The sequence below is a fragment of the Sulfurimonas sp. genome, assembly GCF_023229105.1.
Lineage (GTDB): Bacteria > Campylobacterota > Campylobacteria > Campylobacterales > Sulfurimonadaceae > Sulfurimonas.
In genome coordinates, this window is record NZ_JALNZY010000055.1 from 1 (window position 1) to 13,560 (window position 13,560).

Annotated in this window: 12 protein-coding genes and 2 pseudogenes; 11 read left to right on the forward strand and 3 right to left on the reverse strand. The window is 34.9% G+C overall.

Annotated elements, in window-relative coordinates:
* From M0Q17_RS07995 to thrC, 7 genes and pseudogenes are all read left to right on the forward strand, one after another.
* Positions 1-290: pseudogene (locus tag M0Q17_RS07995) on the forward strand (RluA family pseudouridine synthase); the annotation flags it as partial.
* The gene (locus tag M0Q17_RS08000) at positions 238-1,608 is read left to right on the forward strand and encodes a hypothetical protein (protein ID WP_295085633.1); all 1,371 of its coding nucleotides are present in this window, start codon (positions 238-240) and stop codon (positions 1,606-1,608) included. The pseudogene M0Q17_RS07995 and the gene M0Q17_RS08000, both read left to right, overlap by 53 nt.
* An 11-nt stretch (positions 1,609-1,619) precedes the next feature.
* Complete coding sequence (gene trmB / locus M0Q17_RS08005) at positions 1,620-2,792, forward strand: tRNA (guanosine(46)-N7)-methyltransferase TrmB (protein WP_295085636.1); 1,173 nt, start codon at positions 1,620-1,622, stop codon at positions 2,790-2,792.
* Entirely contained in the window at positions 2,785-3,456 is a 672-nt protein-coding gene (locus tag M0Q17_RS08010) for an ABC transporter ATP-binding protein (RefSeq protein WP_295085639.1), read from the forward strand. The genes trmB and M0Q17_RS08010 overlap by 8 nt, the downstream gene beginning before the upstream one ends.
* Positions 3,443-4,255 carry a cell division protein FtsX gene (locus M0Q17_RS08015; protein ID WP_295085642.1) on the forward strand — a complete coding sequence of 271 codons (813 nt, stop codon included), beginning with the start codon at positions 3,443-3,445 and terminating at the stop codon, positions 4,253-4,255. Before M0Q17_RS08010 ends, M0Q17_RS08015 begins: the two co-directional genes overlap by 14 nt.
* Positions 4,252-5,475, forward strand: a complete 1,224-nt coding sequence (locus M0Q17_RS08020) for a peptidoglycan DD-metalloendopeptidase family protein (protein WP_295085645.1) — start codon at positions 4,252-4,254, stop codon at positions 5,473-5,475. The genes M0Q17_RS08015 and M0Q17_RS08020 overlap by 4 nt, the downstream gene beginning before the upstream one ends.
* A gap of 81 nt (positions 5,476-5,556) precedes the next feature.
* Positions 5,557-7,029, forward strand: a complete 1,473-nt coding sequence (gene thrC / locus M0Q17_RS08025; protein ID WP_295085647.1) for a threonine synthase — start codon at positions 5,557-5,559, stop codon at positions 7,027-7,029.
* A 73-nt stretch (positions 7,030-7,102) separates the two neighbouring features.
* On the opposite strand, the gene M0Q17_RS08030 is transcribed toward thrC, so the two are convergent.
* Positions 7,103-9,133 (reverse strand): EAL domain-containing protein, encoded by a 2,031-nt coding sequence (locus M0Q17_RS08030; protein ID WP_295085649.1) that lies wholly within the window; start codon positions 9,131-9,133, stop codon positions 7,103-7,105.
* Positions 9,134-9,145: 12 nt separating this feature from the next.
* The gene (locus M0Q17_RS08035; RefSeq protein WP_295085652.1) at positions 9,146-9,910 is read right to left on the reverse strand and encodes a pyrroline-5-carboxylate reductase; all 765 of its coding nucleotides are present in this window, start codon (positions 9,908-9,910) and stop codon (positions 9,146-9,148) included.
* 66 nt (positions 9,911-9,976) lie between these two features.
* Here M0Q17_RS08035 and M0Q17_RS08040 point away from each other — a divergent pair, with 66 nt between their 5' ends.
* From M0Q17_RS08040 to M0Q17_RS08055, 4 genes are all read left to right on the forward strand, one after another.
* On the forward strand, positions 9,977-11,209 hold the full coding sequence (locus M0Q17_RS08040; protein WP_295085655.1) for a glutamate-5-semialdehyde dehydrogenase: 1,233 nt from the start codon (positions 9,977-9,979) through the stop codon (positions 11,207-11,209).
* Positions 11,210-11,291: 82 nt separating this feature from the next.
* Complete coding sequence (locus M0Q17_RS08045; protein WP_295085659.1) at positions 11,292-11,633, forward strand: hypothetical protein; 342 nt, start codon at positions 11,292-11,294, stop codon at positions 11,631-11,633.
* 187 nt (positions 11,634-11,820) lie between these two features.
* The gene (locus M0Q17_RS08050; RefSeq protein WP_295085662.1) at positions 11,821-12,888 is read left to right on the forward strand and encodes a hypothetical protein; all 1,068 of its coding nucleotides are present in this window, start codon (positions 11,821-11,823) and stop codon (positions 12,886-12,888) included.
* A gap of 11 nt (positions 12,889-12,899) precedes the next feature.
* Positions 12,900-13,199, forward strand: a complete 300-nt coding sequence (locus M0Q17_RS08055; RefSeq protein WP_295085665.1) for a metal-sulfur cluster assembly factor — start codon at positions 12,900-12,902, stop codon at positions 13,197-13,199.
* Here the strand turns inward: M0Q17_RS08055 and M0Q17_RS08060 are convergent.
* Positions 13,188-13,560 (reverse strand): annotated as a pseudogene (locus tag M0Q17_RS08060) (hypothetical protein); the annotation flags it as partial. The gene M0Q17_RS08055 and the pseudogene M0Q17_RS08060 overlap by 12 nt on opposite strands.

Below are 13,560 nucleotides of genomic sequence, written 5' to 3' on the forward strand. Positions count from 1 at the left end.
TCTCTACAGGAAGAACACACCAAATACGTGTTCATTTAGAGAGCATGAATCGCCATATAGTAGGTGACCATATTTATGCACAAAGCCCAAAACAAGAGAAGTCGGAACGTATTTTGCTTCATGCATATATAATATACTTTATTCATCCCAAGAGTAAAGAGAGACTTGTATTTAGCGTATTGCCTGATGCGCAGATGATGGATTATATAGATAAAAAATTCAATACGGAGCAAATAAATGAAGTTATGGACACTAGTTACATTATGCACAGTTTCACTGCTGGTTCTTAGCGGTTGTGGGGTAAAACCTACCCCAAAAAAAGAGGCGCTTATCGATGATACGCTGCCTATAGTAAATCTTACTAAAAATGGAACTATTGTTGATATTAATGCAATAGCCCTTGAATGGGAGCCTATAGAGGATCCAAGAGTAAATGGTATCTATATTTATAAGATAAATTTGAATGAGGTTAAAGATAATAAAAATAAAAATGACTACTACGATACTGTTGAGAACCGTTTTTCTACGCATTATCTAGATGCTAACGTAAAAGCAAACTCTAAGTATGGATACTATTTTAAAACATACAGCGATAAAGCCGAATCAAGAAAGAGCGATGTTGTAACAATGATGTCTCTGCCACCTATGGAGTCTGTAACATGGATACACAGCATTGAGAGCATGCCAAGAAGCGCAAAAATAATTTGGCGACCGCATACAAATGAAAAAGTAAAAGCTTATATTATTCAGAGAAAAACACTTGAAGAAGATAGCTGGAAAGAGATAGCAACTATTAACGGACGACTTAATGCCGAGTTTATAGATAAAGATTTAAAAGATAACTTTACATACAAATACCGCATCCGTGCATTGACTTTTGACAATCTTCTCTCAAACCCTAGTCAAGAGGTAAAGGTAGTTACAAAAAAGTTGCCAAATGAGATAACCAAGATAGATGCATCTAAGGATTTGCCAAAAAGAATCGAAATAAGTTGGCAAAAGAGCGAGATTGACGATTTTTTAGTTTATAGAGTTTATAGATCTTCAAATATAAATGGAACTTATAAAATGGTTATAGATACAAAAAATAACTCTTATGTTGACTTGATTGAAGAAGATGCAAAAGAGTATTTTTATAGAGTGAGTGTTTTTGATAAAGACAAACTAGAGAGTGTTCACAGTAACTACACAGCTTTTGGTAAAACACTTATTAAGCCAACTACTCCCTCGATGGTTGAAGCAAAGCTTATTGGCGGCAAAATTGTACTTTCATGGAGTAACTCAGATGTCAGAGTTAATAGCTACAATGTACAAAAAAGATACAAAAAAAATATGCTAGAGAGTTCTATTGAGGATTTTGAAAATATTAAAAATTTTCAGTTTATAGATTCAGAAATAGAAGCAGGCAAGACTTACTACTATAGAGTTTTTTCAGTTGATGCAAACGGTATCAAATCAGAGCCAAGTATAGAGATTGAGTTTAAAATTAAAGAAGAAGCGATAGATAATTCTTTAAAAAGCCAAGAGAAAATTCCTGAGCCAAAAAACTATGAGCGCGTAAGCGAGCCAAAAGAAGACGTAATAATACCTGTACAAGATTTTAACTAAAACGAGAATTAATGCCACATCTACATATAGAAGAGTTTAAGGAGATAGAGTTTCCCTCACAGAGTGATGGAATCTCATTTAATTTTATAGCAGATAATGTAAATCACAAAGAGGAGAGACTTATCTCTGTTAAAGTAGAAGATGATGAATTTTTCTTGCTAGTAAAAGATGAAAATTCTAAAAGTCTTTTAAAAGTAGATAAACTTACAAAGCCTGCTTCTATCTACAATGTGCATAAAGCGCTTTTAACCTATGCCAAAATTGCAGATATAAATATTGTTTCATCAAATGTGCCTCAAAGTGAAAAAAATATTCATCTTCAAGAGGTAACAGCTCTAAAAGATATAAATTATTTTGCCCAAAATTTTCCCAAAGAGCGAGAAATCCACATAGAAGTTGGTTTTGGTTCAGGGCGACATCTTCTGCATCAGGCAATCAATAATCCTGAGATACTTTTTATCGGTATAGAGATTCATCATCCCTCAATTGAGCAGGTTTTAAAGCAGATAGCCATAAAAAAACTTGAGAATATTTTTCTGCTTAGTTATGATGCTAGACTTTTTATGGAGCTTGTAACCTCAAATATAGTAGGAAAAATTTATGTGCATTTTCCTGTTCCCTGGGATAAAAAACCTCATAGAAGAGTTATATCTACTACTTTTATAGAGGAGGCTAGGCGAATATTAAAAGTCGGCGGAACTTTGGAGCTTCGTACGGATAGTGAAAATTACTATGCCTACTCCTATGAGACATTTATAGCGTTTAGTAAAACAACTCTCTATATAAACAAGAACAAAGATATTGCGGTAACGAGCAAGTATGAAGATAGATGGAAAAAGATGCAAAAGAACATCTACGACGTAATCATGATAAATGATGAGGAGTCTCCTGCTTTGGACATGGAAGGGAGTTTTAACTTTTTAGATGTAACTCTCTTAGAAGAGGAGATAATAAAGCTTCACAAAAAAGTGCAAAAGTTTGATGGCGGGTTTATTCACTTTGAGAGAATCTACACATTAAAAGATGGAGTAATGGTTCGTTTGTCTATGGGGAGTTTTGACAAGCCTGAGCATCTGTATCTTGTTATAAAAGGGAGCAAGGCTTATTACTATAGGGCGCTGCCTTTAAAATCAAAAAGTAACCTTTATGCGCATCAATTTTTAAACAGGCTGCTTCATGGATAAGGTTATAATTGCTAAAGATTTATCGCTGGCTTACTCAAGCAGTGAAACTATTATAAATAAGGTTAATTTTTCAATAAATTCAGGAAATTTTGTGTTTATAACAGGAGCTAGCGGAAGCGGAAAGTCAACACTTCTTAAGTCGCTCTATGGTGCCCTAAAACCAAAACAAGGTTCTCTTATTGTCGGGGGTGTAGAGATTAAAGGTGTTTCTCGTGCAAGACTGAATTTTTTAAGACGCCATATAGGGATAGTTTTTCAAGATTATAAACTTGTAAAAGAGTGGACGATTGATAAAAACATAATGCTTCCCCTTCTTATAAACGGGTATGTGAAAAGTGTTGCAAACAATCAGGTGGACAAACTTTTAAAACATGTAAGACTAAATCATCAGATAGGTAAATTCCCATTAGAATTAAGCGGTGGGGAGCAGCAAAGAGTTGCTATGGCTAGAGCGCTTGCACATAATCCGGTTTTGATTTTAGCAGATGAACCTACGGGTAACCTTGATGATTACTCTTCGCAGTTAATTTGGAATCTACTTGAGGGTGCAAACTCTCAGCTAAATACTACAGTTATAGTGGTAACACACAATATTCCTAAGACGCTAAATGTTGATTATAAACATTTTCATATAGAGTATGGGAGCATACATGAAGTCTGTTAGAAATCATTTTTCGCTTGTAATTGCGCTTTTGAGCATACTCTTCTCCATGCAAGTATTTTTAATTGCTGAGCGCTCTATTGAGGCATATAAAGTAAATCTTGTACAAAATTACTCTGTTATTGCAGTCAGTAAAAAGCATCTCGAGATTAGCGAGATATTAAAAATAAACAATATTATTGCAGATGCAAAAGAGCTTTCGCCGGACTCTGTTATAGAGAGATTAAGCAGCGATATGAGAAGTGCAAATGTTGAGCTTTTAAAGCTTACTATGCCTAAGTTTTATAAGCTCAGTTTAACCCGTTATCCAACTCCAGGGGAAGTTAAAAATTTAAAAAGCGATTTGCTAAGAAGCAGTTCAATCACAAAAGTAGAGGATTTTTCACATACACATGATACGACTTATAAGCTTCTCCTTTTGTTTAAAAACGTAGTTGCGCTTTTTGCTATTGTTGTTTTGATTGTTACGATTTTACTCATCATAAAAGAGCTTAGAATCTGGCAATATAAGCATAATGAGCGAATGAGTATTATGGGGCTTTTTGGTGCTGCTTTGTGGCTTCGTTCCGCAGTTTTGTTTAGACTTGCCATCGTTGATGCGCTTATTGCCAGTTTTTTGGCTTTTGGTATATTTATTTATCTCTCATCATCCCCCTGGGTGCTAGAGCAGTTTAATAATATTGGTATAAATATAGTTATATTTAATAAAGTTGATGATTCCTTGCTTATCTTAGGAGTTGCTATGTCGATATCTATTTTGCTCGCATCTCTTATTGTTTTAGGGCATAAAGAAGAGGCATGATTCGCTTACTCATACTATTTTTATCGGCATATTTGTTTCTAGAAGCAAAAACAAGCGTTGATATAAAGATACAAAAAACAAGCTCTGAGATAAGTTCTTATGCTAAGAACCAAGAAGAGATAAATAAAAAAATGAACGAAACTGCTCAGGCGATAATAAAGCAAAAAGATGAGATAAATCAGCAGCAGGAGCATCTTAAGGGATTAAGAGAGGAGCTTTTGGAGAAAGAGGGCAGTTATGATGAAAAAGTTAAAGAGCTTGAAGAGTTAAAACATTCCCAGAAAAAACTAAAAGAAGATACGCAGGAGCTAGAGGAGGAGCTAGTTTTTACCATAGCGCAGAGTGTCTCTTTATCCATCATTCTTGAAGAAGAGTATAGTGCAAATGCAGAGTCTCTTATGGAGTACGAAGTTTTAGAACTTATGCTCAAGAGTGCCAAAGAGAAGATAAAAGAGTTAAATGAAAAATTTTATAACAACTCCAAAAATATAAATATTTTAAATGAAAAAGTAAGCTCTTTGGAGGTTGCTATAAAAAGTATTGATGAAAAAAGAAAAGATCTTATAAATACACAAAGGGAGAATGAATCTTCTCTTAAAAAACTAGAAATCGCAAAAGCTTCTTATAAAAACAAGCTCCAAGAGATTTTTAATAAGCAAGATATGTTAAAGAAGACTCTCTCACAGTTAAATATTATAAAGATAGATGAGTTGAGAAAAGCACAGGAGGAAGCAGCAAGAGCCGAGGCATTTGATGCAAAAGATATTGTTTCTGATTCGAATCTTCCAAAAGTAAAAAATCATGGAAGCAGTTATCAAGCGGCAAAAACAAAAAATTATACCGGTCAAAAAACGATAGCCCCTTTTGAGCCGTATAAAATTACAAAGGAATACGGAACATACACCGATCCGATTTACGGTATAAAAGTTTTTAATGAATCAATATCCCTACAGCCGAGTGAAAAAAACGCCAAAGTTAAAACCGTCTTTAACGGCAAAGTGATATATGCAGATAAAACGCCCATACTTGAGAATATTGTAATCATTGAACATGATGACGGACTTCATACCATTTATGCAAATCTCTCTCAGATAGCGCCTGATATACAAAAGGGAAAAAAGATTAAAAAAGGCTACACGATAGGGCGCGTAAATGATGAGCTGATATTTGAGGTAACGCAAAAATCCTTTCATATAAATCCAATTCGATTGTTCCAATAAAGTTTTAAGAAGAGCAATAATTTTTTAAAAGAGAGCTAATTTGGATATAATTTCAAAAAAATTCTATAGGTATGTAAAAAAATGAAATTTATTCAAACTCGCGGATGCGATGAAAATAGCCCCAAAAGTGTTACCTTCTCAGAAGCCATATTAAGTCCGATTGCTTCTTTTGGCGGTCTGTATGTGCCGGAGAGTCTGCCAGAACTTGGCGAGAGATTTTTAACTAAGCATCTAAACTCCTCTTATAAAGAGCTTGCTTATGATATGTTGGAGCATTTTGAGATAGATATAGACAGAAGTGTCATTAAAAAAGCGCTTAGTCTTTATGATAAATTTGATACTCCCGAAAATCCGGTTCCAGTTGTAAAAGTAAAAGAAAATTTATATATTAGTGAACTTTATCATGGACCTACTCGTGCTTTTAAAGATATGGCGCTTCAGCCTTTTGGATCTGTTTTATCTTCAATCGCACAAAAAAGAGGCGAGCACTATTTAATTCTTGCTGCAACAAGTGGCGATACAGGCCCTGCTGCGCTTGAGACTTTTAAAAACAGAGCAAATGTGCAGGTTGCTTGTCTTTATCCAAATGGTGGAACAAGTGATGTTCAAAGACTTCAAATGGTAACAGAAGATGCGAAAAATTTAAAAGTTATCGGGATTAACGGTGTCTTTGATGATGCGCAAAATGCACTTAAGCGACTGCTAGCTTCGAGTGAATTTAAAAAGGCACTTAAAGAGAAAAACATCCTTCTTTCCGCTGCAAACTCTGTAAACTTTGGACGCATTATTTTTCAGATCATTTACCATATTCATAGTTATTTAGAGCTGGTTCGTCAAGGAGCGATAACGATGGGCGAAAAAGTATATCTAAATGTTCCAAGCGGAAATTTTGGAAATGCTCTTGGCGCATACTATGCATGGAAGATGGGATTGCCGGTAGAAAAAATTATTATCTCCTCAAATGAGAACAATGTTTTGACAAAACTCATTAAAACAGGAAAATATGATTTAAGAAAGTTGCATGTAGTCAACACAACTTCTCCGGCGATGGATATACTTAAATCATCAAATATTGAGAGAATTTTATATGATATGTTCGGTGATGAGAGAACAAAAGAGCTAATGTACAGCCTTGAAGAAAATCACTTTTATGAGTTGACATCTGATGAGTTGGCATCTCTAAAAAAGAGCTTTGATGCAGATTTTTGTACTGGAGATGAGGGCAAAAAGTATATAAAAGATACCTTCTATAAACATGGCTATCTAATGGACCCTCATACTGCTACATGTATGAAATCTTATGAGACATGCTCGAAAGAGGATATAAAAACTATTGCTTACTCAACCGCAGAGTGGACAAAATTCTCACCAGTTATTGCAAATGCTCTTACTGGGGAGATTGATGGGGAAGATTTAAAAGCTTTAGTTTCTATCTCTAAGGAGGCTAACTTGAAAATACCAGATATGATAAAAGAACTTTTTGCAAAAGAGATAGTCCAAAGTACCGTTATAGAAAAAGAGGATATTGAAAAAGAGATTTTAAAATTTCTCTAAATCTCCTCTTTTTTGTGTAAAATTCAACTCTTAGTAAAAGAAAATAGCTAAGAAAAGAGTTGGATACACTCTTTTAGTCTAAAGGTTTTGGTTCACCAAAATAGTAGCCTTGACAGAAATCAATGCCTAAAGATTTTACTTTTTTATAAATAGACTCACTGCTTACAAACTCCGCAACTACTGAGAGCTTTTTAATTTTTGCAAATCCTACTATCGTTTGAACAATATCATAGCTATCTTGATTGGTATCGATATCTTTTATAAGAGAACCGTCTATTTTTATTGTGTCGGCATTGAGTTTTAAGAGATACTCAAAGTTGCTATACCCCGTACCAAAATCATCTATGGCGAGGGAGCAGCCAAAAGATTTTACTTTTTGAATAAACTCATCAACTTCCACAAAGTTCTCAATTCCTTCAGATTCAACTAGTTCAAATGTAATATTTTGTGCCTTTGTGCACTTTTGCAGGCTGTTAAATATAAACTCTTTAATATATTCGGATTCTATATCTTCAATAGTTATATTTATACTGCATTTTATATCTTTTGCCTTTGCCAGCTCCATAGTTTTTTCAATAACAATTTTAGTTATTTCTATATATTGATGAGATTTTTTTGCTTTATCCAAAAAGAAAAACGGTGAGATAATTTTTCCATCTTCATCTATCATTCTGACTAAAGCTTCATACTTTTCTATCTTTTTTGTGTTTGTATCGACTATTGGTTGAAAAAAGATTGTGAATCTATTTTCAGCGAGTGCTTTTTTAATCTTAGAACTCCACTCAATATTTGATTTATACTCATCTTCAAGAGAGGTTTCTTGACTGTATATGTTAAAAGATAGACCCTTTTGTTTTGCATATCTGCTTGCTAAATTTACAGTTGTCACAAGAGAAGATGCCTCTTCAAACGAGAGCGCAACCGTGGTGTCGATATTGAATTTTTTATTTTCTGCAGTAATAGTATTTGCACTTAAAAAAGAGTTTAGTTTTATCATCTTATCAATAAAACTCTCTTTTTTTAAATCGGTATTTAAAATGATAAATTCATCACCTTGAAGACGAAAAATTTTATAGGAGTCGTCTAGTTTGCTTTGAATACTTTGAGAAAATGATTTTATGACGTTGTTGCCGATTGTTTCGCCGTAGAAGTTGTTTATTTGATTAAATCTATTTATATCAATAAGAGCGATATTGAGAGGCTCTTTTTTATATGAGGAGAGTATTTCACTCAGGGCAAGCCTATTTCCAACTCCTGTTAGATTATCTGTATGAGCCAATCTTTCTATCTCTTTTTGTTTGTTTGCAAGTTCTGTAATATCATATCTTATAGAGAGGTACTCTTTTATATTTGATTCCTCATCTAATATAGGAACAATTACACTATCTACTATATAATATTCAGAATTCTTTTTTTTGTTTTTTATATTTCCTCGCCACACTTTTTTACTTTTAATGGTTTTCCATAAATCTTTAAAAAGAGCATCGGGCGTATCATCATGACGAACTATGTTGTGCGCTTTACCTATAACTTCCTCCCTGTTATATCCGGAGAGTTTACAAAAGTTGTCATTTACATAGGTAATAATTCCCTTTTTATCGGCAATGGTTAGGATTAAGTTTTCATCTATGGCATCTTGATAACTTTTTAAAATAGAGATTTTTTCATTAAGCTGTTTAGTTTTTTTAGCTAATTTTTTTTCTAGCTCCTCCTCAAACTCTATTCTCATAGTTATATCTCTAACTAGAGCAATATTATATGTTCTATTTTCTCTTTGAATAATTCTAGCATTTACTTCAACACAAAACTGAGTTTTATCTTTGCAAGTCAGCTGCGCATAATCAGTTAGGGACTCTTTTTCTTGTAGTTCAACCATATGCTTAGAGAATTCTTTAGAGTCTTTTATGGGTTTTCTAAAACCGTCTATACCGAGTTCTTGCATCTCTTTGAGTGTATAGCCGAGTTTTTTAATAGCAGTTTCATTGGCATACTCTACAGATATATTATCTTTTAGTATCTCTAGTATAAAGAGCATATCACTAGAACTATCTAGAAGCTCGCCAAAAGGAAGATTAAACTCTTTTTCAATAATTTTTCTTTGCATATGCGAAATCCTCTATTTTGATAATTGCACTGCTTTTTTATAAGCTTGCTCAATCGCATTTATACATGAAGCTCTTACATTCCCATCTTCAAGAGCCCCATAACCCGCGGCAGTTGTTCCGCCGGGACTCATAACTGCATCTTTTAAAAGTGCAGGGTGAATCTCTTGTATAAGCTCCCCAAATCCACTGAAAAGTCCGCGCATAGTTGCCATAGCATCAGCTCTTTTCATTCCTTGTTTGACCGCTCCATCACTTAACGCCTCAGCAATAAGCGTTAGATATGCAGGTCCGCTTCCTGCAAGTGCCGTTGCGATGTCAAGCTCTTTTTCACTTCCTAGCCAAAGAGTTGTACCGATGGCTCCAAGCAGCTCTTTGGCTTCATCCATGTATGCCTCATCCCCGGTAAGCGTAGTCATAGATTTGCCTACGCTAGCAGCAAGGTTTGGCATGCTTCTTACGATGGCATAAGGGTTGAGATTTTGCTTTATTTTTTGCACTGTTGTTCCGGCAAGAACAGAGTATATAACCTTTGCTCTTCCTTTGATTCTAGCGGCAATTTCCTCAACATTTGCAGGTTTTACGCAGAGCATAACCGTTTTACCCTCTATGTCACAACTATCCATCAACATTTTTTCTATTTTAACGCCCACTTCATTTTCAAAGGCATCTAGTTTTTCTAAATCCCTGCCGATAACTTCTAGTTTATAGCTCTCTTTTAGCCCCTTCGCAATGCTTAGAGCCATATTTCCGTTTCCGATGAAAGTGATTGTTTTCATAAAATGCCTTTATTTTTTTATGGTAGTATAACATTAACATATAAATTTTATGAAAAAGGAAAAGAAATGGAGAAATTTTTAGCAGAGGCAAAAGAGGCGAGTAGGGTACTTAGTGCTCTTAGCGGGGCAGAGAAAAATAGAATTTTAAAAGAGATGGCAACGGCACTAAGAGCAAATACGATGGAATTATTGGAAGCTAATGCGCTTGACATGCGAGAGGGCAAAAAGAATTCTCTCTCCACAACGTTAATGGATAGACTTCTCTTAGATGAGGAGCGTATTAATGCTATGGCTGTGGCGATTGAGGAGATAGCAGCGCTAAAAGAGCCAGTAGGGCGTATTCTTGATGGCTGGGTAACGGAAGTCGGGTTAAAGATAGAGAAGGTCTCTATCCCTATCGGCGTGATAGGAATTATCTATGAATCCCGTCCAAATGTTACAAGTGATACTGCGGCACTCTGTTTTAAGAGCTCAAATGTTTGTGTTTTAAAGGGCGGAAAAGAGGCTGAAAATTCAAACAGTGCAATAGCAAAAATACTCCAAGCAACACTGCAAAAGAACAATCTTCCAAAATCTTTGATTTCGCTTATTCCCGACTCCTCAAGAGAGGGGGTTGCAAAACTTATAAAAATGGATAAATATGTTGACCTTATTATTCCTCGCGGCGGGGCAGGGCTTATAAAATATGTGAGTGATAATGCAACGGTAAGCGTAGTTAAACATGATAAAGGGCAGTGCCATACATATATAGACAAAGATGCAATCATGAAAGATGCTATAAAAATTGCTATAAATGCTAAGGTTCAAAGACCGGGTGTTTGTAATGCAATGGAGACACTTTTGGTTGATAGTGCTATAGCCAAAGATGCGCTTTTGCTTTTAAAGGCAGAGTTTGATAAAACACATACAGAGTTAAAAGGATGTAAAAATACGCAGGCAATTATAGACGTAGCAGATGCATCAGAGGAGGATTACGATACTGAATATCTGGCAAATATACTAAACATAAAAGTCGTTAACGGTGTTGAGGGAGCGATAGAGCATATTGTGAGATTTAGCTCAGGTCACTCTGAAGCCATAATCACTCAAAATGTAACTACCGCAGAGATGTTTTTAAATGCCATTGATGCAGCAGCTGTTTATCTAAATGCTTCGACAAGATTTACCGATGGAGCTGCTTTTGGATTTGGTGCGGAAGTCGGGATTAGCACAAATAAACTCCATGCTCGTGGACCGATGGGAATAGAAGGCTTAACAACTTATAAGTTTAAAATTTATGGAAGCGGACAAATTAGATAGATTTTCTCCTATCGTTGATTTAAGTCAACGTTATTTTTTTATTATTAAATATAATTAAAAATATAAATTTAAGGAGTTAAAAATGTCAAATATACCAGTAGAAGCATCTAAGATTGAAGTTGCTGGAGCAACTGTCGATTTTTACAAATTAGAAAAAGATGGTGTGAGTACGTACTACTTTGATACATCAAAATGCGGCCCGCCAGATCCGATGGTAAATGCTGTATGCGGCTTGAAGCTTATAAAAGCAACAGATGATAAGTTGGTCATGATAAATCATAAAGCACCCGGCGGTCTTTTTGCCAAGCTCGGCGAGGATGTCTCGCATGAGATAGAGACGCTAGATAATGGTTTAGTAAAGGTAACTTTCTCAAGCAATAGCGCATCTGAGGCGAATACTGATTTTGAAAATATCAAACACTAGTATTTAAATGTTTTCAGTATCACAAGACTTTGCTCCTCCATTTAAACTAATCTCTCCATTTTTTATAATAGGGAGTTTGTTTTATCTATTGTCAGTTATATTTTTATTTTTTTTCTCGGTAGAAAATCTATCAATGTTAGATACAAAAATACTAAGTTTCGTCCATCTATTTTTGTTAGGCTTTGTCATGATGACGATTTTTGGTGCAATGGCACAATTGGTGCCGGTTGTTTTAGAAGTCGGACACTTTGGCGTTGAACTTTTTTATGCAATTTGGCCTCTGCTTGGTATTGGTACGATAATGATGGCATTTGGATTTTTAAGCTATCCGATGCTGCTACCTTTTGGCGGAGTAGTTGTTTTGATAGCTATGATGATATTTGTGATGGAAATATTTTTGACTATAAAAAAAGTTAAAGAGTTTAATCTTGTCATTAGTAGTATATTGATATCAAATATTTTTCTCTTTTTTGGGATTATATTTGGTCTTATTATGGCTCTTGGGTATGCGGGGATGATTTCTGTAGATATTCATACTCTGCTAAAGAGTCATGTTTTTTTAGTGATTGTGGGATATATAATTATCACTATTATGGGACTTTCCCTTGTTTTGCTTCCGATGTTTGGTCTTTCACACGGGTTTAGTAAAAAGCCTTTAAAAATTTCCATGACAATAGTAAGTCTATCGGTTTTATCGGTTATGATTTCTTCTCTAAGCGGAGTTGTGTTTATGGAGTATGTAGGCTACACGTTAGCAGCGCTTGGACTGTTTGTCTATTTTTACTTTATAAAAACAATATATAAAACCAGAGCTAGAAAAGAGATTGATGTCTATGCAAAATCACTTATTTTTGCCTATTTTTCTTTAATCTCTTCGCTTGTTTTGGGCTTGAGTTATTTACTTAGCGGGTATGAGCCGTTGCTTTTAACATCTGTATGGATGATATTTTTTGGTTTCTTTGCTTTTACTATTACGGGGCACATGTATAAAATAGTCCCGTTTCTTGTCTGGTTTGAGAGATTTTCTCCTCTTGTGGGAAAGCAAAAGGTACCGATGTTAGCAGATATGCTTCCAGCTAAAAGTGCCTCTGCTCAGTTTATTTTTTGTGCCTTGGGTGTTTTAGTCGTGGCAGCTGCTTTGTTGCTGCAAGATGAAGTTGTTTTAAAAGCGGGAGCCTCGTTTTTATTGGTAGGAGCTTTAGCTTTTTTAAGAAGCGTATTTTATATGATAAATTATAAACAAAATATTATTTAAGGATTGAGATTATGTATACAAAAGAGGAACTGTTTTTAGCTATTTCAACGGTAATAGACCCAGAAGTTGGCTTTAACCTTGTAGAAATGGGGCTTATTTATGATGCTTCATGTGATGATGAGGGAAATGCATACATAAAGATGACGCTCTCCACAAAAGCGTGTCCTATGCATCAGCTTATACAGCAATGGGTAAAAGAAGCTGTAAAAAAGATGGCAGGGATAAAGAGCGTAGAGATTGATTTGGTATGGGAACCGGAGTGGAATATAACTATGGCTGATGATAATGTTAAAAAGGCATTAGGAGGTTAATTGATACTTCTTAATCTCTTCCCATACTCTCTCAAGAGAGCGTTTGTACTTTTTTAGATTGCTTATATATGTTAAATCAGATGGGTTTGCGATGCTGTTTTTTAAATCAAGTGCAGCATCATGGAGAGAATCAGCGCCGATGTTTGCGGCTACTCCCGATATATCTAAGAGCATTTTATCGGCATGTATGCCGTTTGTCCCATTTATATGCTCTTGAAGTATTGCTGCTGAATTGGCATATTTTGATATAAAATCATTTAATATCTCAATATAAAACTCTCTGTCTTGTGCACAAATTTTTAGACCCTTATCGCTGTTAAGCACTAAAGAGGCACTCTCTTTATCTGTATTGTGTATTTTT

Excerpts from the sequence above, each read along its gene's own strand:
- M0Q17_RS08000 (WP_295085633.1), top strand. The coding sequence starts at position 238 with ATGAAGTTATGGACACTAGTTACATTATGCACAGTTTCACTGCTGGTT.
- M0Q17_RS08010 (WP_295085639.1), top strand. The coding sequence starts at position 2,785 with ATGGATAAGGTTATAATTGCTAAAGATTTATCGCTGGCTTACTCAAGC.
- M0Q17_RS08050 (WP_295085662.1), top strand. The coding sequence starts at position 11,821 with ATGATGACGATTTTTGGTGCAATGGCACAATTGGTGCCGGTTGTTTTA.
- trmB (WP_295085636.1), top strand. The coding sequence starts at position 1,620 with ATGCCACATCTACATATAGAAGAGTTTAAGGAGATAGAGTTTCCCTCA.
- M0Q17_RS08030 (WP_295085649.1), bottom strand. The coding sequence starts at position 9,133 with ATGCAAAGAAAAATTATTGAAAAAGAGTTTAATCTTCCTTTTGGCGAG.
- M0Q17_RS08055 (WP_295085665.1), top strand. The coding sequence starts at position 12,900 with ATGTATACAAAAGAGGAACTGTTTTTAGCTATTTCAACGGTAATAGAC.
- M0Q17_RS08035 (WP_295085652.1), bottom strand. The coding sequence starts at position 9,910 with ATGAAAACAATCACTTTCATCGGAAACGGAAATATGGCTCTAAGCATT.
- M0Q17_RS08020 (WP_295085645.1), top strand. The coding sequence starts at position 4,252 with ATGATTCGCTTACTCATACTATTTTTATCGGCATATTTGTTTCTAGAA.
- M0Q17_RS08040 (WP_295085655.1), top strand. The coding sequence starts at position 9,977 with ATGGAGAAATTTTTAGCAGAGGCAAAAGAGGCGAGTAGGGTACTTAGT.
- M0Q17_RS08015 (WP_295085642.1), top strand. The coding sequence starts at position 3,443 with ATGAAGTCTGTTAGAAATCATTTTTCGCTTGTAATTGCGCTTTTGAGC.
- thrC (WP_295085647.1), top strand. The coding sequence starts at position 5,557 with ATGAAATTTATTCAAACTCGCGGATGCGATGAAAATAGCCCCAAAAGT.
- M0Q17_RS08045 (WP_295085659.1), top strand. The coding sequence starts at position 11,292 with ATGTCAAATATACCAGTAGAAGCATCTAAGATTGAAGTTGCTGGAGCA.